The 23,165-nt window shown below is 48.9% G+C and carries 23 protein-coding genes; 11 read left to right on the forward strand and 12 right to left on the reverse strand.

Translation table 11 applies throughout. The features are described 5' to 3' along the window. Positions 1-228: 228 nt before the first annotated feature. Complete coding sequence (locus tag L4D79_RS21610) at positions 229-732, reverse strand: CpxP family protein (protein ID WP_428654257.1); 504 nt, start codon at positions 730-732, stop codon at positions 229-231. A gap of 189 nt (positions 733-921) precedes the next feature. Here L4D79_RS21610 and L4D79_RS21615 point away from each other — a divergent pair, with 189 nt between their 5' ends. The 3 genes from L4D79_RS21615 to trmL all read left to right on the forward strand — a co-directional run bounded on the left by L4D79_RS21615 (position 922) and on the right by trmL (position 3,559). After that, positions 922-1,614, forward strand: coding sequence for a response regulator (locus tag L4D79_RS21615; protein ID WP_428654259.1), 693 nt, complete (start codon positions 922-924; stop codon positions 1,612-1,614). Next, complete coding sequence (gene cpxA, locus L4D79_RS21620; protein WP_428654261.1) at positions 1,614-2,975, forward strand: envelope stress sensor histidine kinase CpxA; 1,362 nt, start codon at positions 1,614-1,616, stop codon at positions 2,973-2,975. The genes L4D79_RS21615 and cpxA overlap by 1 nt, the downstream gene beginning before the upstream one ends. A 119-nt stretch (positions 2,976-3,094) precedes the next feature. Beyond that, complete coding sequence (gene trmL, locus L4D79_RS21625) at positions 3,095-3,559, forward strand: tRNA (uridine(34)/cytosine(34)/5-carboxymethylaminomethyluridine(34)-2'-O)-methyltransferase TrmL (RefSeq protein WP_428654499.1); 465 nt, start codon at positions 3,095-3,097, stop codon at positions 3,557-3,559. 176 nt (positions 3,560-3,735) lie between these two features. On the opposite strand, the gene cysE is transcribed toward trmL, so the two are convergent. The 4 genes from cysE to L4D79_RS21645 all read right to left on the reverse strand — a co-directional run bounded on the left by cysE (position 3,736) and on the right by L4D79_RS21645 (position 6,775). Further along, entirely contained in the window at positions 3,736-4,557 is an 822-nt protein-coding gene (gene cysE / locus L4D79_RS21630; protein WP_428654501.1) for a serine O-acetyltransferase, read from the reverse strand. A gap of 134 nt (positions 4,558-4,691) precedes the next feature. Then, positions 4,692-5,708, reverse strand: coding sequence for an NAD(P)H-dependent glycerol-3-phosphate dehydrogenase (gene gpsA / locus L4D79_RS21635; RefSeq protein ID WP_428654263.1), 1,017 nt, complete (start codon positions 5,706-5,708; stop codon positions 4,692-4,694). A gap of 17 nt (positions 5,709-5,725) precedes the next feature. Then, positions 5,726-6,196: a protein-export chaperone SecB gene (secB, locus tag L4D79_RS21640; protein WP_428654265.1), complete on the reverse strand. Its 471-nt coding sequence runs from the start codon at positions 6,194-6,196 to the stop codon at positions 5,726-5,728. 129 nt (positions 6,197-6,325) lie between these two features. Further along, the gene (locus L4D79_RS21645; protein ID WP_428654267.1) at positions 6,326-6,775 is read right to left on the reverse strand and encodes a rhodanese-like domain-containing protein; all 450 of its coding nucleotides are present in this window, start codon (positions 6,773-6,775) and stop codon (positions 6,326-6,328) included. Positions 6,776-7,197: 422 nt separating this feature from the next. On the opposite strand from L4D79_RS21645, the gene gpmM reads away from it, so the two are divergent. Genes gpmM through L4D79_RS21660 form a run of 3 tightly spaced genes read left to right on the forward strand, consistent with a single transcriptional unit; the run spans position 7,198 to position 10,715 of the window. Next, entirely contained in the window at positions 7,198-8,739 is a 1,542-nt protein-coding gene (gene gpmM, locus L4D79_RS21650) for a 2,3-bisphosphoglycerate-independent phosphoglycerate mutase (RefSeq protein ID WP_428654268.1), read from the forward strand. A gap of 8 nt (positions 8,740-8,747) precedes the next feature. Then, entirely contained in the window at positions 8,748-9,902 is a 1,155-nt protein-coding gene (locus tag L4D79_RS21655) for a peptidoglycan DD-metalloendopeptidase family protein (protein WP_428654270.1), read from the forward strand. Positions 9,903-9,959: 57 nt separating this feature from the next. Then, positions 9,960-10,715 (forward strand): divergent polysaccharide deacetylase family protein, encoded by a 756-nt coding sequence (locus tag L4D79_RS21660; RefSeq protein WP_428654272.1) that lies wholly within the window; start codon positions 9,960-9,962, stop codon positions 10,713-10,715. Here L4D79_RS21660 and L4D79_RS21665 read toward each other — a convergent pair. Then, entirely contained in the window at positions 10,712-11,356 is a 645-nt protein-coding gene (locus L4D79_RS21665; protein WP_428654274.1) for a TetR/AcrR family transcriptional regulator, read from the reverse strand. The two genes, L4D79_RS21660 and L4D79_RS21665, sit on opposite strands and share 4 nt — an antisense overlap. Positions 11,357-11,467: 111 nt before the next feature. On the opposite strand from L4D79_RS21665, the gene rfaD reads away from it, so the two are divergent. From rfaD to L4D79_RS21680, 3 genes are read left to right on the forward strand one after another with little or no spacing between them, the layout of a single operon-like run. Continuing rightward, positions 11,468-12,424, forward strand: a complete 957-nt coding sequence (rfaD, locus tag L4D79_RS21670) for an ADP-glyceromanno-heptose 6-epimerase (RefSeq protein WP_428654277.1) — start codon at positions 11,468-11,470, stop codon at positions 12,422-12,424. After that, positions 12,425-13,378 (forward strand): lauroyl-Kdo(2)-lipid IV(A) myristoyltransferase, encoded by a 954-nt coding sequence (gene lpxM / locus L4D79_RS21675; protein ID WP_428654279.1) that lies wholly within the window; start codon positions 12,425-12,427, stop codon positions 13,376-13,378. It abuts the gene before it with no gap. Further along, positions 13,379-14,560 (forward strand): O-antigen ligase family protein, encoded by a 1,182-nt coding sequence (locus tag L4D79_RS21680; protein WP_428654282.1) that lies wholly within the window; start codon positions 13,379-13,381, stop codon positions 14,558-14,560. A gap of 42 nt (positions 14,561-14,602) precedes the next feature. Here L4D79_RS21680 and L4D79_RS21685 read toward each other — a convergent pair whose 3' ends face one another. The 5 genes from L4D79_RS21685 to L4D79_RS21705 all read right to left on the reverse strand — a co-directional run bounded on the left by L4D79_RS21685 (position 14,603) and on the right by L4D79_RS21705 (position 19,885). Next, entirely contained in the window at positions 14,603-15,682 is a 1,080-nt protein-coding gene (locus L4D79_RS21685) for a glycosyltransferase (protein WP_428654284.1), read from the reverse strand. Continuing rightward, positions 15,679-16,746 carry a glycosyltransferase family 52 gene (locus L4D79_RS21690; RefSeq protein ID WP_428654286.1) on the reverse strand — a complete coding sequence of 356 codons (1,068 nt, stop codon included), beginning with the start codon at positions 16,744-16,746 and terminating at the stop codon, positions 15,679-15,681. Before L4D79_RS21690 ends, L4D79_RS21685 begins: the two co-directional genes overlap by 4 nt. A gap of 112 nt (positions 16,747-16,858) precedes the next feature. After that, positions 16,859-17,938 carry a glycosyltransferase family 4 protein gene (locus L4D79_RS21695; protein ID WP_428654288.1) on the reverse strand — a complete coding sequence of 360 codons (1,080 nt, stop codon included), beginning with the start codon at positions 17,936-17,938 and terminating at the stop codon, positions 16,859-16,861. 48 nt (positions 17,939-17,986) lie between these two features. Continuing rightward, positions 17,987-18,766 carry a glycosyltransferase family 2 protein gene (locus L4D79_RS21700; RefSeq protein ID WP_428654290.1) on the reverse strand — a complete coding sequence of 260 codons (780 nt, stop codon included), beginning with the start codon at positions 18,764-18,766 and terminating at the stop codon, positions 17,987-17,989. A gap of 54 nt (positions 18,767-18,820) precedes the next feature. Then, positions 18,821-19,885, reverse strand: coding sequence for a CDP-glycerol--glycerophosphate glycerophosphotransferase (locus L4D79_RS21705; protein ID WP_428654292.1), 1,065 nt, complete (start codon positions 19,883-19,885; stop codon positions 18,821-18,823). A gap of 141 nt (positions 19,886-20,026) precedes the next feature. On the opposite strand from L4D79_RS21705, the gene waaA reads away from it, so the two are divergent. Further along, positions 20,027-21,319 carry a lipid IV(A) 3-deoxy-D-manno-octulosonic acid transferase gene (gene waaA / locus L4D79_RS21710; protein ID WP_428654294.1) on the forward strand — a complete coding sequence of 431 codons (1,293 nt, stop codon included), beginning with the start codon at positions 20,027-20,029 and terminating at the stop codon, positions 21,317-21,319. Between the two features lies 1 nt (position 21,320). Here waaA and L4D79_RS21715 read toward each other — a convergent pair whose 3' ends face one another. Next, on the reverse strand, positions 21,321-22,025 hold the full coding sequence (locus L4D79_RS21715; RefSeq protein WP_428654296.1) for a 3-deoxy-D-manno-octulosonic acid kinase: 705 nt from the start codon (positions 22,023-22,025) through the stop codon (positions 21,321-21,323). A gap of 91 nt (positions 22,026-22,116) precedes the next feature. Here L4D79_RS21715 and L4D79_RS21720 point away from each other — a divergent pair, with 91 nt between their 5' ends. Then, positions 22,117-23,154, forward strand: coding sequence for a glycosyltransferase family 9 protein (locus L4D79_RS21720; protein WP_428654299.1), 1,038 nt, complete (start codon positions 22,117-22,119; stop codon positions 23,152-23,154). Positions 23,155-23,165: the final 11 nt, after the last annotated feature.

Below are 23,165 nucleotides of genomic sequence, written 5' to 3' on the forward strand. Positions count from 1 at the left end.
ATGACCGCGGGTGATTGTGAATTCATCCATGATAATCACACCAGACAGACTGCACTGGGCTGGGCAATACCCCGCAGTATAGCTTTTTTATGACGAAAATTAATAACAAAATTATTCAAATTGATGATTTACAAAGCAGTACCCCCAAGTGGCTTTACCTCACTTGGGGGCAAATAACAAAAAAGCCGCCAAGTGCTTTGGCGGCTTTTCCCTGTTCAATCACTACAATCAGTTAGATTGTTTACGCTCCATGCGCTGTTCCATTTTGGCCTGGCACTTTTCACTGCGCTCGGCCTGAAGCTCCTGCAGTTTGGTCTTTTGCTCTGCGGTCAATACTTGCATCATTTCGTGGCGCTTCTTAAGCATAGCGACACGGCGCTCAACTTGCTGCTCAGACATTTCTTCAGCTAGGGCACGTACTTGGGCCTCGTCGAAGTTTTCACTCAGCACCAGCTGCTGCATTTTCTGGTGCTGCGACTGCATCTCAGCATGACGCTCGCCCATCTTGCCGTGCATGTTTTCCTTGTTGGCCTGGCGTAGCTCTTTTAGCTCAGTCTTCTGCGCATCGGTTAAATCCAACTGGCGGAACATACGGCTGTCGTCCATGCCGCAGCCACCTTTGCCACCGTGGCCGTTGTGGTGTTTGCCACCACCGTATGCCAATGCAGAGGCAGAGCCCAGGGCTAGAGGAAGGGCAATTGCTAGAGCCAATGTTTTTTTGAAAGTCATCATTATGTTCTTCTCCAATAGAGGCTGCTGTTGCAGCACCATGTTCTCAGGTACGGTTATAGATTACCCCCTTCAAGGTAAAGGGCTGTCTGGCAAACGTAAAACTGCGTAAAGCTAAAGTGGTTTTACTTGGCTGCCCTACATTGATTAGGGATACTTACCCTATCGCTGTTGCTATTGAAGGTAGACACCATGGCCAAAATTCTGCTTGTTGATGATGATACTGAACTGACCTCATTGCTTTCCGATATTCTCGATATGGAAGGATTCGAGGTTGTCGAAGCCAATAATGGCGAACAAGGGTTAGCCAAGGTGGACGACAGCATCGACCTGATCTTGCTAGATGTGATGATGCCGGTGATGAACGGTACCGAGATGCTGCGCCGGCTGCGCGAAAAGCATGAAACCCCGGTATTGATGCTGACTGCCAAGGGTGAAGAAATTGATCGGGTGCTCGGGCTGGAGCTCGGTGCCGATGACTATATGCCCAAACCATTCAGCGACCGTGAATTACTGGCTCGGATCCGCGCTATCTTACGCCGCACCCAAAACAAGAACACCTCGACCAAAACCGGACCGGAGTGCCTGAACTACCAGGATATCGAGATCTACCCGGGACGCCAGGAAGTCCTGTGCCACGGTATCCCTATCGAAATGACAGGTACCGAGCTGGCGCTGCTGAGCTATTTTGTCCAGCACCCGGGCAAGATCATCGCCAAGAACGAGCTCAGCCTTGAGGTGCTAGGCAAAAGGCTTGCTCCGTTTGATCGTGCCATCGATATGCACGTGTCCAACCTGCGCAAGAAACTGCCTGTCCGCGATGACGGTAAGCCGTGGATCAAGACCCTGCGCGGCAAAGGCTATCTGCTGGTCGAGGACGTATAATGAAGCTGCCGCGCTTTTCCAGCCTCTACGGCCGCATCTTTGCGGTCTTCTGGCTTACCCTGTTAATTGTGGTACTGGTACTGCTGTTACTGCCCAATTTGGATCCGCGTACCCAACACACTATCCCTCAGCCACAGCAGGAGCGATTCCAAGAATCCGCTGCCAGCATTTCCAGCCAGCTTTCCAGTAATAGCGGCTCGCTGGAGAAGAAGCTCGGCCGCTTTACCGATCACAACCGCCACAAGGGATTCCAGCTCTACTTCACCACCACCGATGGCGATGTTATATCCCCACGCCGTAACAGCAAGGCACTGCGTAATTTCATTACCATGGCCGACAGCCCTAAGGATCCCAAGCAGAAGCTCTATGGCCGCTGGATGATGGCCGGACCGTTCGAAGTCAAACACAAGGGCGACACCTTGCTGATGTACATCGGCAGGATCGTCAGGGAGCCGCCGCCGTTTTTCATCCAGGTCCTGGATAAGCCGTTCCAGCTATTGCTGCTGACCATGCTGGTCAGTACCCCGCTGCTGCTGTGGTTGGCATGGGCGATATCCCTGCCGGCTCGCCGCTTGCAGAATGCCGCAGAGCGCGTAGCCAAAGGGGAGTTCGAAGCCGATCCCAAGCTAGAATCCGGATCGAAAGAGTTCAAGCAGGCAGGTGCCAGCTTCAACCAAATGGTCCAGGCTATCAACCACATGATCGGCGGCCAACAACGTCTGCTATCCGACATCAGCCATGAGCTTCGCTCTCCGCTGACCCGGTTGCGCATGGCCACCGCACTGGCAAAACGTAAGCAAGGTGAGAGCAACGAGCTCACCCGTATCGATACTGAAGCCGAGCGGCTGGAGACCATGATTGGCGAGTTGCTGGAATTGTCCCGGATGCAGGTCAACAGCCACGAGCAGCGGGAGCAAACCGATGCTGCCTCACTATGGTATGACATGATGGAAGATGCCCGCTTCGAAGCCGAACAATGTAACAAGCAGCTAAGCTATACCCCGCTGGAGGAGTGGCCGCTGCATGGCAATCCTAACTTGCTGATCAGCGCGCTGGAGAATGTCGTCCGCAATGCCATCAAGTATGGTGATGATACGATTCAGATCCGCTTCACAACGCAGGCTATGCGCCTGTGTATCACGGTGGAGGATAACGGCGAAGGGGTCCCCGACAATGAACTGGGGGATATATTCCGGCCATTCTACCGCGTCTCGACGGCACGTGACCGCAGCAGCGGCGGCACCGGGCTGGGACTGGCGATCACCGAAAGTGCCATCCGCCAGCACAGCGGCACTATCAAGGCATCGCGCAGCACATTAGGAGGCCTCAAGGTCACCATCACCCTACCACTCTCCCGCTAAGCCATACCCAAAGAGCAGCCCCACCGGGCTGCTCGTTTTAGCCTCACCATTCTTGCTGCCGTGCTTTTACGCTGCCTTTTCCGCTACAATAGCGCTATTGTCACCACGGATTGTCTACTATGTTTGATATCGCTCTTTACGAACCGGAGATCGCCCCGAATACCGGCAACATCATCCGCCTTTGTGCTAACTGTGGGGCCAACCTCCACTTGATTGAGCCGCTAGGCTTTGATTTGGAAGAGAAGAAACTACGCCGCGCCGGCTTGGATTACCATGACTTGGCCCACGTCCATCGCCATGCCAATTTCGACGCGTTCCTCGCCTACATTGGCGATCGCCGCATCTTCGCCTGCACCACCAAAACCACTAACTTCCACACCAATGCCAAGTTCGAGCAAGGCGATGTACTGCTGTTCGGCCCAGAAACCCGCGGCCTACCTGCGGAGCTTATCGAAAGCCTGCCACTGGAACAGCGCCTACGCATTCCAATGCATCCGGACAGCCGCAGCCTCAACCTGTCCAATGCAGCGGCAATCATCGGCTACGAAGCCTGGCGCCAACTGGGCTTCAAGGGCGCGATGTAAGAAATAGGCTAGAGGCTATTTAGAATTGTTGCCATTAAAAAAGCGAGAGGCTCTCCTCTCGCTTTTTTAGTTTTTGGGTGATGGCTTTATTTACTCAAGGACATTATCAAACAATGCTCATCGCACGTCCTCGCGCCTCTAGCCCATCGCCTCTAGCCCATCGCCTCTGGCCTGAGCTATATCCCATCTCCAGCAGTGAATGTCTGGCTGGTGCCGTTGAACTGCTGATCCATGTCCATCGATGGCTTGTCGCTGCTCGGGCGGCCGACAATCTTGGCCGGTACACCGGCGACGGTAGTATGTGGCGGTACCGGGTTGAGCACCACCGAGCAAGAGCCAATCTTGGCACCCTCGCCCACTTCGATATTGCCCAAGATCTTGGCACCGGCCCCAATCATGACACCCTCGCGGATTTTCGGGTGGCGATCGCCACCTTCCTTACCGGTCCCCCCCAAGGTGACATCCTGCAGGATAGAAACATCATTATCGATCACTGCCGTCTCACCAATCACAATCCCGGTCGCGTGGTCAAACATAATGCCTTGGCCAATGCGCGCTGCAGGATGGACATCAACCTGACAGGCGACTGAAATTTGGTTCTGCAAATACACCGCCAATGCCACCCGTTTTTGCTTCCATAGCCAATTGGCCACCCGGTAGCCTTGCAAAGCATGGAAGCCTTTCAGATAGAGCAAAGGGATAGAAAACATCTCTACCGCCGGATCCCGCTCTACCACGGCCCGAATATCATTGGCTGCAGCTTCGGTGATCAAACAATCGGCGGCAAAAGCCTCTTCTATCACTTCTCGTACCGCCATCGCTGGCATCGATGGCGTAGCAAGTTTATTGGCCAGAATATAACTCAGCGCTGCCGCCAGATTATCGTGCTTGATAATGGTGGCATGGTAAAAGCTCGCGAGCATTGGCTCCTGCTCTGACTGCTCTCTCGCTTCCTGCTTTATTGCCTGCCAAACGGCATATTGTTGACATTCCCTCACATTACCCTCGGTATCATTACGGTTGGTATCGGCTTGCTTTAACTTTAACGCGCCCTGAAAAAAAAACAACGCAGGCCTCAGCAGCCCGCGTTGTATTGTTAGTAAACAGAATGGAGGCGATAGCTCCCAAGCTGCTATTCGTCTTTTTTCTCGCGGGCCAACAGATCTTTGGCCGCTTCACGGGCGTCTTTGCCCTGATAAAGCACCTGGTAGATCTGCTCGGTAATCGGCATTTCGACCCCTAACCGCTGAGAAAGAACCCAGACTTCCTTGGTATTACGGTATCCTTCGACGACCTGGCCGATGTCATCTTGGGCTTGGTCAACGTCTTTACCTTGACCTAGCGCCAAACCAAAACGTCGGTTGCGGGATTGGTTATCGGTACAGGTCAGTACCAAGTCACCCAAGCCAGCCATTCCCATAAAGGTTTCAGGCTGTGCCCCTAACGCCGCACCCAAACGTGACATTTCGGCCAGACCGCGGGTGATCAATGCTGTACGGGCATTGGCGCCGAAGCCAATACCATCAGACATCCCCGCACCAATGGCTATCACGTTCTTGACCGCACCGCCAAGCTGCATACCGATAAAATCACTGTTGCTATAAACACGGAAGGTTTTGCTACAGTGAATTTTTCCCTGCAGATCGCGAACAAACTCGTCGTCCGGCGACGCCACGGAAATGGCTGTCGGCATACCTGCAGCGAGCTCTTTGGCAAACGTCGGGCCTGACAGTACCGCCAGAGGAACCGACTCACCCAGTGCTTCAACAGCAACATCTTTAAGAAGACGCCCCGTTTCCGGCTCCAGTCCCTTGGTCGCCCAGCAAATGCGAGAATCATCACGCAAGTGCGGTTTGATATTACCTAGTACCAAACCAAATACATGGCTCGGTACTACCACCAGTAGATCACGGCTGGCCTTGACCGCCTGCTCCAAATCGGCAGTGACAATCAAGGAATCTGGAAAAGCCACACCCGGCAAAAATGCCTCGTTGGCACGGTCGATTTCCAGCTGCGCCATATGTTCCGGCTCGTGGCCCCATAGAATCACATTGGCACCGTTACGGGCCAGCGAGATCGCCAAGGAGGTCCCATACGAACCGGCACCCAGTACCGCCATGGAAATTGTTTGTTCAGAGCCTGGATTCATTGTGTCCACCCTAAAGCTTAGGCTTCAGTGTTTTCTGGGTTAGCTTGAGATTGGTTCTGAAGGTAGTTCATGAACAATGCATCAAAGTTAACCGGCGCTAGGTTCAGTTGAGGGAATGTACCCTTAACCACTAGGCTAGAAATCGTTTCACGTGCGTATGGGAACAGGATGTTCGGGCAGAATGCACCAAGGCAATGCGCAAGCTGAGGCGCTTCCATACCAGCAACAGAGAAAATACCGCCCTGCTGAACTTCACACAGGAATGCAGTCTCTTCTTCATTCTTAACAGTCACAGTCAGGCGAAGAATAACTTCGAAAACACCTTCACCCAGCTCACGGCTTTGCGTGTCAAGATCCAGTTTCACATCAGGGTTCCACTCTTTCTGGAACATCTGTGGCGAGTTTGGCGCTTCGAAAGAAACATCTTTCAGGAAGATACGCTGGATTTGGAAGTTCTGCTGTGCTTCGTTGTTTGCTGCTTCAGCCATGTTAGAGTCCTTTTTCTCTCGCGCTCACGTACGTGAGCCAATCAATACCGCAACCATGATAACTATCACAACTGCACAAAATTCAGTGTTATCCCACTGCCCGACACAGCGCACAGCGGGACGGCAAAATTACTTTTTCGCCTTGCCTGACTTGCTACGGATCAATGGCAGATTTGCCTCATTCCATGAAATCAGACCGTCTTTCAGCAAGTTTACGTTCTCGAAACCGGCTTTACTCAGCAGGTTGGCACTCTCTTGCGCCGTTTGACCTGTTTTGCATACTACGATGATTGGGGCTTGCTTGTATTTTTCAAGATCCGCCAAGTTCTGTTCTTTAATTTGGCTTGGCAAAATGTGAAGTGAGCCCGCAATATGACCGCCGCGGTATTCATCACGACTGCGGATATCGACAAACACACCGTCTTCACGGTTGACCATTACAGTCGCTTCATTTGGGGTGACAATCTTATAGCCTGCCGTCTTTTGCTTGACGTAAGACGAAATGATAGCCACAACCAAGCCAACCCATACCAATGCCAAGATAGGGTTACTTGTTACAAAATCAATGTATTGTTGCATGACCTTCGCTCTATATTCCTAATATCAGCCTGCTGTAACCCAGGCTCAAGTCGACAAAATTTAAAGACCCCGAGTATACCCTCGACAGCCTAGTTGTACAGCAAGATGCAATAAATCCGCGCGGCGGCTCACTGGCCCCTGGCGCTCTCAGTATAAGCCTTAACTACCTTGAGCATTATTGCAGCATAAGAAAAAGTAAAAAAACTGTGCTTCAGGACTTACACTTATCCTCAGAAATGAATATATTTCCGTAGGAAGATAACAATCTATTTACAGCATTGTTTGATCTTGACCTACAGTTTTCACCATAAACTGTAGTAAAATTACGTCCGCTACGATCAATTACCTTAGCCCTAGTGTATTGAGGGCTAAGGTAATTGATCGATATTTCATTTCAGGTTTTAACATACGAGGGACAGCATATGTCTGCTAAGAAGCCATTGGCTTTAGTTATCCTAGATGGCTGGGGTTACCGCCAAGACAACGCCAACAACGCTATTGCTAACGCCAACACGCCAGTTATCGACGGTTTGATGGCAAACGAAGCAAACACTCTGATCTCAGCATCAGGGATGGATGTTGGTCTGCCTGATGGCCAGATGGGTAACTCTGAAGTAGGTCACACCAACATCGGTGCCGGCCGCATCGTTTACCAAGATCTTACCCGCATTACCAAGTCAATTGCTGACGGCGACTTCTTCGAAAACCCTGCACTTACTGGTGCTATCGACAAAGCTGTTGACGCAGGCAAAGCTGTACACATCATGGGCCTGATGTCTCCAGGCGGTGTTCACAGCCACGAAGACCACATCGCCGCAGCCGTTGAAATGGCAGCAAAACGCGGCGCTGAAAAAATCTACCTACACTGCTTCCTAGACGGCCGTGACACGCCTCCTCGTAGCGCGCAGGCATCGCTAGAGCGCTTCGACGCATTGTTTGCTGAGCTAGGCAAAGGTCGAGTGGCCTCTCTAGTGGGTCGTTACTATGCAATGGACCGTGACAACAACTGGGATCGCGTTGAAGTTGCTTACAACTTGCTAACAGCAGCGAAAGCGGAATTCAGCGTAGCCTCTGCCGTTGAAGGTCTGGAAGCCGCATACGCCCGTGACGAAAACGACGAGTTCGTTAAAGCAACAGAAATCCGCGCCGAAGGTCAGGACTCAGCAGCAATGGAAGATGGCGATGCCGTTATCTTCATGAACTACCGTGCTGACCGTGCCCGCCAGATCACCCGTGCCTTCGAAGTTGATTTCGCCGGTTTCGAACGTGCTCAGTTCCCAGCACTTGCTGATGTTGTCATGCTGACCCAGTACGCAGCGGACATCAACCTTCCAATCGCTTACCCACCAGCGGATTTGGTTAATACGCTAGGCGAGTGGCTATCAAAGAAAGGTAAGAAGCAGCTACGTATCTCTGAAACAGAGAAATACGCACACGTGACCTTCTTCTTCAACGGCGGCGTGGAAGACGAGTTTGACGGTGAAGAGCGTCGACTAGTCGCTTCACCAAAAGTAGCCACTTACGATCTTCAGCCTGAAATGAGCGCACCTGAGCTTACTGAGAAGCTGGTTGCAGCGATCAAGAGCGGTGAGTTCGACACTATCATCTGTAACTACCCTAACCTTGATATGGTTGGCCACACCGGCGTTTATGACGCTGCTGTACAAGCGACCGAAGCGGTTGACGGTTGTATCGGCCGTGTCGTTGAAGCTATCCGTGAAATGGACGGCCAGCTTCTGATCACTGCCGACCACGGTAACGCAGAGATGATGGTCAACCCAGAAACCGGTGGCATCCACACAGCTCACACTAGCCTACCTGTTCCACTAGTGTATGTGGGTAACAAAGATCTGACGCTGAAGAATGACGGTAAGCTATCTGATCTGGCACCAACGATGCTGGCCCTAACAGATATGGAAATCCCTGAAGAGATGACTGGTCAGGTGCTGTTTGATCTGAAATAATCTCCCCTATGCGGGAAGTTATCAAACACCTACACCAAAGTCTTCGCGCCAGTGCATTTTGCACTGGCGCTTTGCTATGCCTGCTGTTTAGCCTACACGCCTTGGCCAATGACGGTCAGCTCAAAGGGGTTAAGCAGGAGATCTCCCGCCAGCAAGACCAGGTCGCAGCGAATCGCAAGAAAGTCGACCAACTGCAAAAAAGCCTGCGCCAGCAGGAAGTGGGCATCGCCGAAACCGCCAAATCGATCCATCAGGCTGAATCACGTTCTGCCGAACTCAGCACCTCCATCCGTGCACTAAGACAACAGCTCGAACAACTGCGCCAGCAGCAGCTCGGCCAGCAAGAGCTGCTCAAAGAGCTACTCAATGCCCATTATAAGCAAGGTAAACAAAGCCAATTGGCACTGATGCTCAGTGGCGAAGACAGCAGCCAGCTCGACCGCTTTACTGTGTATACAGAACGCCTCAGCCAGGCACGCAGCCATGCTCTCGACGAGCTAGCAGCAACCACCACCGAATTACAGCTCAAACAACACCAGTTGGGTGAGCAGCAAAACGAACAACAGGCCCTGCTGGCCAAGCTCAATGAACACAAACGCAAGCTGGAAAGCGATCGTAGCCAACGGCAAAAAACCGTACGGAGCCTGCGCGGCCAGCTGACGACCGACAATCAGTACCTGACAGAGCTCAAGCAAAACGAGCAGCGCTTGGTCAAAGAAATTGAAAAAGCCAGAGCTGCCGCCGAAGCCGCACGCCGGGTCCCGATGGATGGCTTGGCTAAGCAGAAAGGCAAACTGCCCTGGCCGGTCAAAGGCAAGATCCTGCATCGCTATGGCACCAGCCAACAAGGCGAATTGCACTGGAAAGGCATGGTCATTGCCCAGTCTGCCGGTAGCCCGGTAAAGGCAATCTATCCCGGTAAAGTTGTGTTTGCCGACTGGTTGCGCGGTTACGGCTTAGTGCTTGCTGTCGACCACGGCAAGGGGGACATGAGCTTCTATGGCTATAACCAGACCTTGCTGAAAAAAGTTGGCGATACGGTACAGGCCAACGAGAACATTGCTTTGATTGGTGACAGTGGCGGCCAGGATCAGTCTTCGCTGTATTTTGAGATACGCCGCAAGGGCTCGCCGACCAACCCAAGCAGTTGGCTAACAAGATAAAACTGCGTTATAACAGATAAAACCCTTTCATCGCAATAAACAAGCAAAGGATAGCTTTTGGCGAAGAGTCGTAGAGTGGGGAAATGGGCCTTTGGCCTTGCCCTTGTACTAACCAGCGTATTAACCAGCCTTGGGTTGCCCAGTATTGCCCTCGCAGCCAAGCTGGCTATCGTCATCGACGATCTCGGCTACCAGCCCATGCCCGCCGCCTTGTCAGCGCTGCCGCCACAGATCAGCATTTCTATCCTGCCGGATACCCCCTATGACAGAGCAACCAGTAAACTGGCCGACAAGCAGCAACGCGATGTCCTGCTCCACATGCCAATGGAGCCGCTACACCGAGCTCCGGTCGAGATGGCAACCCTGACCCGGCAGATGGATCAGCAAACCCTGCAGCACGTTCTGCGCTGGGGATTGGAAAGAGTGCCGGACGCCATCGCAGTCAATAACCATATGGGCAGCGCCCTGACCCAAAGTCCACAGGCAATGGACTGGGTAATGGAAGTGCTGTCAGAACAGGGGTTATTTTTCTTGGATAGCCGCACTACCGCAAGATCAGTTGCACTCAAACAAGCCAAGCAACAGAATGTGCCTGCGCTGCGCCGCCATGTGTTCCTCGACCACCTCAGTACCGAGAAGTTCGTCAATCAGCAACTTTCCCGCGCAGTCCATCAGGCCAAGAAAAATGGCTACGCGATTGCTATTGGCCACCCTTATCCGGTGACGCTGGACGTGTTGAGTCGAGCTCTACCTCAGCTTGCAGGGCAAGGGATCCAACTGGTCAGGCTATCCGAGCTTAATCCGTCTGATTAGATATCTTTTTCAATCTGCTCACGATAGTGCGCTTTAAGCTGCAATACCTGCGACTTGCCTTCGGTGGTCGTCAACGGTCTCACGATCCCCAGAATATGCAGTACCCCCTGGTAAAGTACCGCTTTGGTGATCTTCGCACCTGGCGCTTGGGTAGTCTGGTAAAAAATCCAGCTTGAGGCCACAAGCTTTAACGTTGTCGCCAGGTTTTCCAGCTCTTCTTCTTCGATATCCAGCAGCCCGCCAGCGCGAAAACTTGCCATCATCGCCATAATATCCTTGTGCAGCCCTTCCTGTGCTGCAAGGTACTTATGCTGGAGCTCCGGGTCACGCTGTAGGATATCCGGCAGGTTGGCGTAGAAAAAACGGTAGCGCCACATCAGCATAAAGACTGAATCAAGATAAACCAGCAAGTCGTCAGCGGTTATTTGTTCATTCTCAAGAGGTTGGAAGTGAACACTGAGATCATGCGCGTATTGATCGAAAATACTGTGTATAATCTCTTCCTTATTACGGAAATGATAATACAGATTACCGGGGCTAATCCCTAAATGGGCAGCAATATGGTTAGTGGTAATATTCGGCTCACCGCTTTCATTGAAAAGCTCCAGTGCAGCCAGGATAATTTTGTCACGGGTTTTCATTTGCTTCTCACTTCTTTGCCCAGATCATTTGGCAATCTGCTAATACTATCATAAACATAATCTATAACAGCGGGTCTTACCCTTGTTATCACCCTACAGACTGGAAGAGCCATGATTATAGTAACTGGTGGTGCCGGTATGATCGGCAGCAATCTCGTAAAAACTCTCAATGAGCAAGGCCGCAGTGACATTCTGGTGGTCGATAACCTCAAAGACGGCACCAAGTTTGCCAACCTGGTCGACTTGGATATTGCCGACTACATGGACAAAGAAGACTTCATCACCCAAATCATGGCGGGTGACGACTTCGGCCCAATCGATGCGGTATTCCACCAGGGCGCCTGTTCATCCACCACCGAGTGGGATGGCAAATACATGATGCTCAACAACTACGAGTACTCCAAGGAGCTACTGCATTACTGCCTCGAGCGTAATATTCCGTTCCTGTATGCCTCCTCTGCCGCGACCTACGGTGGCCGAGACCACGACTTTATCGAGGAGCGTCAGTACGAAGGCGCGCTCAACGTCTACGGTTACTCCAAGCAGTTGTTTGACAACTATGTCCGCCGCCTGTGGCAAGATGCCAAAGAGCATGGCGAAACCCTGCCGCAAATTACCGGCTTTCGTTACTTCAATGTCTACGGCCCACGCGAGCAGCACAAAGGTAGCATGGCCTCGGTCGCCTTCCACCTCAACAACCAAATTAACCAAGGTGACAACCCGAAACTGTTCGAGGGTTCGGATAACCTCAAGCGTGACTTTGTCTTCGTCGGTGATGTCTGCAAGGTCAACCTGTGGTTCTGGCAAAACAGTATCTCGGGGATCTTCAACTGCGGTACCGGCAAAGCCGAGCCGTTCAGCGAAGTGGCCAAGGCAGTGCTCAAGCATCACGGCAAAGGTGAAGTCGAGGAGATCCCCTTCCCTGACCACCTCAAAGGCCGCTACCAATCTTTTACCGAAGCCGATTTGACCAAATTACGTGCCGCCGGCTACACCGATACTTTCAAGTCTGTCGCCGAGGGCGTGGCCGACTACATGGCAACCATCAACCAAGCACCAAAACACTAGATGAAAGATCACTACGATAAAAATGCCTACAACCCCGAGTTCAGCTGGGCCTTCCTGCACCCCAAATACTGGGGAACCTGGCTGGCCGTCGCGTTTGCCGCGCTGCTGTGTCTACTGCCACACTCCACCCGACGCGCAATAGCGAGCCTGTTTGCCAAGCGGGCGGTGAAGTTCAACAACAAAGCCAACCAGCGCGCCCGGGTCAACCTGCAGATGTGCTTCCCTGACAAGAGCGAGGCAGAACGCGAGGCAATGCTGCTCGAGAACTACATTACCGCCGGCAGTTTCCTGATGGGCTTCGCTGCGCTCAGTGTACGCAACCGCCAGTGGCTGGAAGACAACACCGTTGTCCGAGGTGAAGAACACCTGACAGCATTGAAAGAAAATGGCGACAGTGCCATCTTGCTGGTCCCCCACACTTGGGCCATTGATATTCCAGCCGTTTTGCTGGCATCTCGTGGTTTGCCCGTTTCCGCGATGGCAAAAAAGCAAAAAAATATCGTCTCTGACTGGTTAATGCATAAGCAGCGTGTACAATACGGCGGCCGCGTTTACGAACGCAGTGGCGGGATCAAACCCTTTATCAAGTCTATCCGCGAGGGCTATTTGGGCTACTACTTACCGGATGAAGACTTGGGTGCCGAGCACAGTGTGTTTGTTGATTTCTTCGCCACCACCAAAGCGACGATTGCCGGGCTGGGCCGCCTGGCAAAATTAAGCCGTGCCAAAATCGTACCGTTGTACTCGATTTACAACAGCGAAACAGGCAAATACGAGATAGACATCTATCCACCGCTTTCTCCGTTCCCGCTGGACACCGAGGAGCAAGACGCCCGTTTGATGAATCAGTGTATCGAGCAGTACGTCACCGAGCGCCCTGAGCAGTACATGTGGATTTTACGTTTATTGAAAACCCGGCCGGAAGGCGGGGCGAATCCGTATAAGATTAAGTAAATGAGTAATAAGATAAAAGATAATTGGTTTGATACCATACTGTATCTACCACTAATAAGTTTGTTTACAGCAGCTTTTATTGTCCCTGGCTGGGACAAGAAGATCGTGGTCCTCTTTTCCGTATCTATAATCGCTATTATTTGTAAATATGGATTTAAGACAATTAGAGAAAACTATAAAGATCCGTACGTAGTAATATTACTAATTACTACACTGTACGGTTCTTTCCTATACGAAACAATTGGATACGCTTCTGGCGAAATTCGCACATTAATCGCAATTTCACTATTTACCTTGTGCTTCCCTAAAGATAAAATTTCACTAAAGTGTCTCCCTCACTTCCTATTACTTAGCGCTATAATATCTTGCTGCTACTATCTTTATATTAAATTTTATTTAGATATTCCAAGGGGAGCAGAGCCTATCAACCCTATTCCCTACTCGATAGCGCTATGCTTATTTTCTATTGTTAGCCTTTATTTTTTCTTTAAGAAGAAGAACAATTTAATACTTTTGGCTTTTTTAATTTTCTCTATCACCATTGTTTTAACCGAAACAAGAGGGGCTATCCTTACTTTATTCATTTCTTTGATTTTCTTGCTATTCCTTAAAATCAAAGAAAAAAGAAACCTAAAGAAAATAATCACAACAACGGTTATTGGCTCAATCATTACATTAGTTTTTTCTTATGGAATAGTTAATGCGAGAGTTAATGAAACTGTAGCAGAGATAAAATCAATAAATCATGGAAATTACAACACTTCCATTGGATTACGGTTACAAATGTGGAAAGCTAGCCCAAAACTAGTTTCTATTAATCCAGCATTTGGTTTGGGCAACCAACATAAGGAAGAATTACAAAAACTATACAAAAATGGAGATATACAAGAGTCTCTAGCTTTATATGCACCGACACATTATCACAACCAATATATTGATAAAGCAATTAAAAGTGGAGTCATTGGCCTAATTCTGTTTTTACTGGTAATATATTATCCTGCTTATTATTACTATAAAAACAAAAAAAATAGAAACAGTGATGAAGCTCAATTGACTTTTACTCTAACACTAGCATTTAGTATTGCATGCTTAACTGATACCCCATTCAGTCAATCATTCACTCTTCTGCCATTATTGTTATTATTTTATTTCATATTAAGTAAAAGCAAATTAGATAATTAATTTATCAATAGCAGCCACTTTTTTGTGGCTGCTTAGAAAGCCCTACATTAATTCACTATACTTTTTTGCGACAATCTTAGGCCAAAAAGTCTCCGAAACATGTGAAGTATATTCATTTGGGTTTTCTAAAAGGTTATCAACCTTCTTAGCAAAAATTTTATTATCTGCCATTGGGGATATTGATTCAGTATCAATATTTATAATCTCAGAGATACCACCAGGACAGTTCATTGATACAACGGGAACATTGAGGCTCATCGCTTCAAGTAGAACCGTTGGCAAACCTTCAAAATCAGAAGTTAATACTAAAGCTTTTGCACTTTTTATATAAGGATATGGATTTTCTTTGAAGCCTAAAAAGATCACCCTATTATCCAGCCCAAGCTCTTTTACTTTTTTTGAAACTTCAGACTTTAATTTACCATCACCAAGAAGCACTAGTTTTATATCTTTGTTCTTTACTTCACTAAAGATAGTAACTAGACGATCATGACGTTTAGCTCTATTAAACCTTCCTACATGTATAATATAATCACCATCTATATCACTCATAAATTCGTTTGATAGTAACGTTATTTCCTCAGTATCTATAGGATTATAAATTACATGGCTTTTCTGTTTTGATTTAAATCTTTCAAAATAACTGTTTTTGGAAGAATTAGAAACAAATACCAATGGGTGATTTTTATAAATACTGTTTGTCTTAGTAATCACTTTAAACTGATTAAATTTACTTTTACCTAAAAGTAAGGATGTCGAGTATGAATTATGGATAACATGAAATACATTCAATTTACTTTGAGACATAATTTTATCAGCAAGCAGCATATTTGATAACACTAATGCATCTCCACCAATATTATCCCTCACGAAACCATCTATCGCCTTAGCAACATTCTTCTTATAGAAAAGCCTTCGCCAACCTTTTTTAGATACATTACAAATATCACTCGCGAAATGTACCCTAAAACCAGTTATATCATGCTCTACTGCTTTTTCAATCGCTAGAATATGACACTCATAGTTCTCATATTTTTCTAGTGCTTTGTATAAATTAAGTACAAACTTTTCAGCACCACCACCTCGTAGGGCAGATACGACTAATACTGCTTTTTTTTTCATAGAATACTATTTAACCTCTGTTCCAACTGAGCTGGATCTTTTCTCCAAGTATCAAAAATATCGGCCATTACTTCAGCTTCAGTGTCATTAACCAGAGTCTTACGAGTGCAATAGCTCTCAAAACCCATTCCTGCACTGGAATAAATTGAAAGAATATCGAGTTTTTTTTCCGCGCCGAAGATCAGCAATTCAAGAGGGATTTTACCTTGAATAAAGTTTATTCCAGGAAGAGCATCTTGATAACGCTGTATAGATTCGCGTGGGTGCAATTTGCAAATAAAGTTTTTTTTCTGATTTTTGAGATGATCAATCAGATCGCTATACACATTTAAATCAAAATTAGATGCTGTTAAGTTACCCACTGAGATAGGCTGTGTTGCAATAATTGCATCAATCGATTTATCCAAACTTTCAGATATTTTGAATAATGGATAGCAAAATTCAGTTACATTACGTGGCTGAATGAAATTAATATCCCTTGTTTTACCTGAAATTTCTTTAGGAGCCTTATCTACATTTAAAAGCCATATCTCTCGACACCGGCTACTGTCGCCGATGTATCTCAGTGTATTTTTATTTCCACTGAAAACCTGCTTTAACTTATCGAAATAGCTAAGAGGAACACCATAGTAATTTGACAGACCATCTTCAATAACAGAATAACTATCGACAGAGAGCTTCAACAACCTTGCCAACCGATTCCTGTCGTTAAAAAGAAATAATTGAAAATCCGCTGTATCATTTAGCCCCAAAGCTTGATGAAATACTTTCTGACGAGAATACTGCTTCAAGCTAGGAAACGGTCTCAACCCAGTAATAGCAGCACACTTCAACAATACACCAGCCGTCCCCCGATAAACGTTAGACAGTATTTTTTTTCGATTAACAAATCGAATATTTACATTTTTTGGCAGAGCGCTGATATCAAAGTCTGCTTCTTGTAAGTTTTGCTGATCAGTGATCAGCAAAATTGTCGATTGTGCATGCGGTTCATTCAACGCTTTTAGTACCGCCAACATTAAATGCCTGATTGTTGAGCATAGATAAAGATTCATGCTACTCATTCGCTTCCATCAGTATGTCTAATCATTTTTATTGCCAATACAGAAACCAACTAAAATAGATAAGCATTTATATTAGCGATATAAAACTGCTATAAAGTACAACACATTTTATTTATTGCTCAAGCAACCTATTAAATAACTCTAAGTGCCTTTTTACCGTGACTTTAGAGCTAAAATGTTGCTGAAGCCTTTCTTGTGCAGCCTTTCCCATATCTCTACAAATTTGTTTGTCAGCGGCCATCTTGTTAATCGCAGATGCTAATGCCGAAGCATCGTTTGTAGGGACGATATAGCCAGTAGAACCATCATCAACGAGCTCAGGAGAGCCGCCAGTTGTTGTCACAACTGAAGCGGTACCATTCGCCATCGCTTCAATAATAGTCCTCGGTAATCCTTCACCACTAATAGAAGGTTGTACCTGAATGTCAGCCATCGCCATCAGCGAAGGAACATCTTTACGGTGGCCGATATAATGAATCCGATCTGCCATCGGGCTGTCTTTCATTTCTTGAAAATGAGGTTCAAAACCATGCCCTGCCAAGACAAGATGAAAGTTTTCACTTTCAATGGCATGCGTTGCTTCCAGTAAGATAGAGATACCTTTACTCGGACGAACGTGCGCTGCACACACGGCCACAATATCTTGCTCATTGAGCCCTAACGACTCCCGGTCAGTCGGCGCAACATCGTACCATTGTAATTCATGTCCCTTATAAATCGTGACGACGTTCTGCGGATTTTTCCACACTCGCTTCACAACATCCTTACGGACAGCCTCTGATACACAGACAATCGCGTCGACACGTGGGTGAAGTTGAGTTAAGTATGCTGAAGGGTCATGACGATATAGGCCCCCTGTCGTACCACGGTAAACCACTAGTTTGACGGGAAAACCAATACAAGCAAAAGCTGCATTCGGAATAGTTTTAGAGTTGAAGGCATAACACACATCGTAATTTCCTTCAGTTAGCTCCTGGCGGAACCGCTTTATTGTCTTAAGACAGATTTTACGCGTTGGATAGCAATCTATCACTTTTACGCCATTTTCTTGCAACCGAATAACATGCTCTGACTCGCCTTGTGTCATCACAGTAACCTGATGACCCTGCCTGACCATTTCAAGGAAGATTTCAGCTTCAGGTCGGATACTGTTCCACGCATGCAAGTATGATGCACATACAAGAATTTTCATTTACGCAATGCCTCAAAATCAATTAAAAATAAGCGTCCAAGCTTTCATTTACTTCTTCTTCGAATGTGATTCTTGTTCCAGTAACCACAACCCTACATACTTATTGAAATTAACCTGGGCATAAGTCATAGCAACAATAAAACCGACACTTCCATCAAGGAAGCCACGTCGAATTACGTAGATGAGGAAGAAGGTCCAGATGGCACGCAACAGAGCCAAAAAAAGACCATGAGACTTTTTCCCCTTGCGATGGTATTTCTGTGAGCCAAGCCAAGCATATTTGGCCGCCTTATCTAGGCCATGCCCGTAATCACGGTGGGTATAATGCAGCAACAAACCCTTCATGACGCCCCTGCTACCAGACGCGGGCACCACTGTCTCATGCACCTCATCAAGGGTGAATTTCGCCCCCTCACGCTTAAACAAACGCAGGACAGAGCGGGCACTTCGACCATACTTCAGCGTTTTACCATAAAGGGTCACCCCCCAAGGTAGACGGTAGGCCGTATGTTCAATGACATCTTGCTCTAGCATGTCAGTCAACGCTTGCTGCATTTCATTATCCAGCGCTTCATCGGCATCAATAGACAGAACCCAATCACAACTGGCTTTGTCCAAGGCGCGTTGCTTTTGTTTACCGAACCCGGGCCAGTCAGTCACGGTAATATTATCGGTGTAACCACGGCAGATCTCGACAGTCTCATCGGTCGATCCGCTATCAAGTACAATGATCTCATCCGCAATTTTAACGACAGATTGTAGGCAGCCTTCAATTCGGTCGGCTTCATTTTTAGTGATCACAATCACTGACAGTGAATGCCTTCTCATACGGTGACCTTCTATTCTTATGTTTAATTCGCCATTCTACTGGCGGCTTGAATTCTACAATTTCCAGTAACCCAATTTCTTCCGCATTTTAAATTGGCGAACTAGGTTTAGTGGCTTGGATTTTAATCCCGCTCGGCCGTCTTCCACCAGCTGATTGGTAGCTTCCAGCACCCGTACACTAGATTGTCCATCCATATAGGGATGAATGGTCTGGCAGTACTGTTCAATGTGCGCCATCAATGCCTCTGGGTACTGTAAAGCCTGTTCCAGTGCCGCTTCGACCTGCTCAACCTCAGTGACATTCAATAGGTGGCCTGCTGGTGACTGGTTACGGAATGCCACCACCGGTTTGCGCTGAAGTAAAAACATCAACAATACCGATGAGGTATCACATAACATAACATCAGCAGCTTGCAGCAATGGCAGTACATTGTCTGTCTCAACAAACTGTAAATGATCACTTTGCAGCTGCTTGTACTGCTCAACAACCGCCGGATCCATCTTCGGGTGAAACTGGATCAGCCAGCGCCACTTTCCAGTGGCTGCCAAAGCCTTAATTTTATCGTAAAGGATCGGTGCACAGGTCAAATTACGGGAAAATGTCGAGCACATCAGTACCGTCGGTCGATCATTTTCTGAGACAAGATAAGGGTTACCGGGCTCTGGGTTAAAAAGTGGGTCTAACGCAGGCCAACCTGTCTGGGCGACACGAAAAAAGCCATGCTCAGCCGCCAATAGTTCAAAACGCGCAGTCGTATCTGGACCTTGGGTACAGTACAGATCAAAGCAGCCACGGATTTCAAAATGGTCCTCACGGCCACGACGGTTTAACTTACCGGCATTAAAACCGTGAAATACGCCGACCTTAATGCCAGGAATAAAACTAGGAACCACATTACCAGGTACAAAAACGGCGTCTGGCCGCCAGGCTTTGACCGCCTCAACCGACGTCAGCAATGTTTCACTGGCTTTGATATAGCTAGGATCAGCTTCATTCCCTTCGACAAACCAGCAAACTTCGCCACCTTGTTCATGTATCGCAGCTTGCAGCGGGCGCAGCATGGCATAGGAATAATTCTGGGCAACATACATCAAATAGCGTTTGCACTGCTGGCTCACGGCTCCACCCTTGGCGTCAATTTACAAAGATTAATGGTGCATTCTATCGCAATCACTAGAAAAATTGGGAAATTTCCCAGCCTGTTATCAGGCGTATATAGCGTTATAATAGGCCAATAACCCAAGACCATAATCTTCTGTATGTTTACCCGAGCCCTGTATACCTCGATGCTAGCAGTCTTGTCTCCACTACTGCTCTATGGCCTCTACCGCCGCCGGCCCAACAAACCTACTTTTGGCCCGCGTTGGAAAGAACATTTCGGCTTTACACCGCCACTGTCGGAAACAAATGGCACCCAGCCTATTTGGATCCATGCGGTCTCTGTCGGTGAGTCGATTGCCGCGATTCCGGTTATCAAGGCCATCAAAGCCCAGAGTCCAGAACAAACTATCGTCGTCACCACGACCACCAGCACCGGAGCTGAGCAAATCAGTAAGCTAGGTAATTTGGTCGAGCACCGCTACATGCCGATTGATTTTGCATGGTGTGTCAGAGGATTCCTGCGGGCCATTCGCCCATCGGCCATGCTGATCATGGAAACCGAACTCTGGCCCAATACCTTGGCTACCGTACACAACGCTAGGATCCCAGTGATTGTGATGAACGCCCGCCTGTCCGCACGCTCAGCCAGCCGGTATACCAAATTCCAGCCGGTGTTCAATATGATAGCGCCCAACCTTAGTCACTTGTTGTGCCTGCATCAAGACGATGCCGAGCGTTTTGCCGGCTTGGGGATCCCGGCAAACCGCCTTAGCGTCACCGGGTCGGTCAAATTCGACATCCAGATAGAGCCAGCTCTGCGTGAACAGTCCCAACAGCTTCGCCAGCAACTGGGAGATGCAAGACCGGTATGGATAGCCGCCAGCACCCACAAGGGGGAGGACGAGCAAATCCTGACAGCCTTCAAGGCTGTGAAAAAGCAACACCCTGAGTGCCTGCTGATCCTAGTGCCACGCCATCCGGAGCGCTTCGACAGCGTTGCCGATCTGTGCCTGTCGCAGCAGTTAAGCTGCATTCGCCGCACCTCAGCACAAACTGTCGATGACACAACCGATGTGTATCTGGCCGATACCATGGGAGAGATGTTGCTGCTGATGGGAGCAGCCGATGTCACCGTGATGTGCGGCAGTTTGATCGGCGATAAAGTCGGCGGCCACAATATGCTTGAACCTGCCGCTCTAGCCAAGCCCGTATTAACCGGGCCGAGCTACTACAACTTTACCGACATTACCCAGCAACTCGAAACAGCTGGCGCATTGGCGGTTTGCAATAACGCAGAACAGATAGGCAAGCGCCTCACCGCCCTGTTGTCCGACCCCGCGCAATGTCAGCGCATGGGCAAGGCGGCTGTGAAAGTCGTGCAACAAAACCAAGGCGCCGTGGCTAAAACACTTGCGGTGATCGACCAGCAGCTACAGTCATCAACCCGGTAAATCAATCTGCTTGGTAGCCGTTCAATAACCATTGCCAGCATTGCGGTTCAAACTGAATTCCTCGCTTGCCCTGCTCTTTGACAAAAGAGCGGTGCAGGCGGGACAGGTTATCTTCCTTCCAGCCCTGCCCCCCTTTTTCATAACACTTGTCAAAATCAATCAGCCAGATCTGCTGTTGGCTATCCAGCAAAATATTATGGCTATTGAGATCGGTATGACAGACTTGGAGGTCGTGCATTTTCCTGACCATTACCCCGATTGCCTGCCAGTTATCTTCCGGCAAAGCGTTTTTTTCCAGCAGCGCGACTAAATCCTTTGCATCAGGCACTTTTTCCACCAAGAGATCGGCACGGTAGGTCAAACCTTGTTTGATCGCTCGGGCAGCGACTGGACGCGGTACCCGCACCCCGCCACGAGCCAGCTTATCAAGCAGTTGGAACTCCTCGGCACAGCGGGTCTTCTCCCATCCCGTAAACCAATAGGCATCCTCGACCAGTTTGCCGAACAGACCGCCTCGGCGGTAATGGCGCAGCGCCATTTCTAATTGTTTACCTTTAACAAACCATGTCGTCCCGCGACCTTGGGCCGAGCCAATGACCAAGTTTTGCTGCTGCCAGAAAGCTGGTTCGAAGCATTGCTGCGGATCTTCAGCCAATAATTCAGGGGCAAACCAGATCCTCTGGTTACTGCTTGCTATTTCTTGCACACTTTATCTCCAAGCTTGAGGGACAGAGTATTTTACAATCACTTACCTGAACTGCATAATTTCATCTCTGATTGATTAACAGGACTTTGTCATGGCGTTATTTACCACCCCGCCACGCTCAATTTGTATTCTTAGGCTATCTGCCATCGGCGATGTCTGCCACGCCATTTCAGTCGTGCAGGCTATTCAGGCCCATTGGCCGTCAACCGAGATCACTTGGGTTAGCGGGAAAATCGAAGCCCAGCTGATCGGCGATCTGCCCGGCATCAAGGTTGTGGTATTTGACAAGAAAGCCGGATTGACCGGTATGAAAACGGTATGGAAAGCGCTTAAAGGCCAGCAGTTCGATGCCCTACTGCATATGCAGGCTGCCCTTCGCGCCAGTGCGCTATCCCTAGGGATCAAAGCCAAATACCGCATTGGCTTTGGCAAGAACCGCACCAAAGAAGGCCAGTGGCTATTCACCAACCGTCACTTACCTCATACGGAAAGCTTCCATGTCCTGGATAACTTTGCCGATTTTGCCCGCTACCTTGGCGTCCCTTTCGAGGCCCCACAGTGGAACATTCCACTGAGCGAGGATGATAAAGCCTTTGCCGAGCAACAAATCAATGGCACGCCGACCCTTATTATCTCGCCGGCCGCGAGCAAGGACGAGCGTAACTGGCTGACCGAGCGCTACGCCCAACTTGCCGACTATGCTACGGAGAAAGGGATGCAGGTCATGCTGTGTGGCTCACCGGCCCCACGTGAAGTCGCCTTGGGTGAGGCGATCAGCCAGCACTGCCAGCATGCGCCGGTTAACCTGATCGGCAAAACCAGCCTCAAACAGCTGACCGCCCTACTCGGCGCCGCCAACGTCGTCGTCGCCCCGGATACCGGTCCGGCCCATTTGGCAACGACCCAGGGGACACCGGTCATTGGCCTGTATGCGCACAGTAATCCAAAGCGTACCGGCCCGTACAACAGCCTACAATATGTCGCCAGCGCCTACGAGCAACATGCCGAGCAGCAACACGGAAAGCCAGTGGCTCAGCTCCCATGGGGCACCCGGGTCAAGGGCGAGGCCCTGATGCAAGACATCCAACTCGATGATGTCACCGCCATCCTAGACCAACTTATTTCCTAATTTTGATTTTC

This window comes from Photobacterium satsumensis (assembly GCF_050336935.1).
In the GTDB taxonomy this organism is placed as follows: domain Bacteria; phylum Pseudomonadota; class Gammaproteobacteria; order Enterobacterales; family Vibrionaceae; genus Photobacterium; species Photobacterium satsumensis.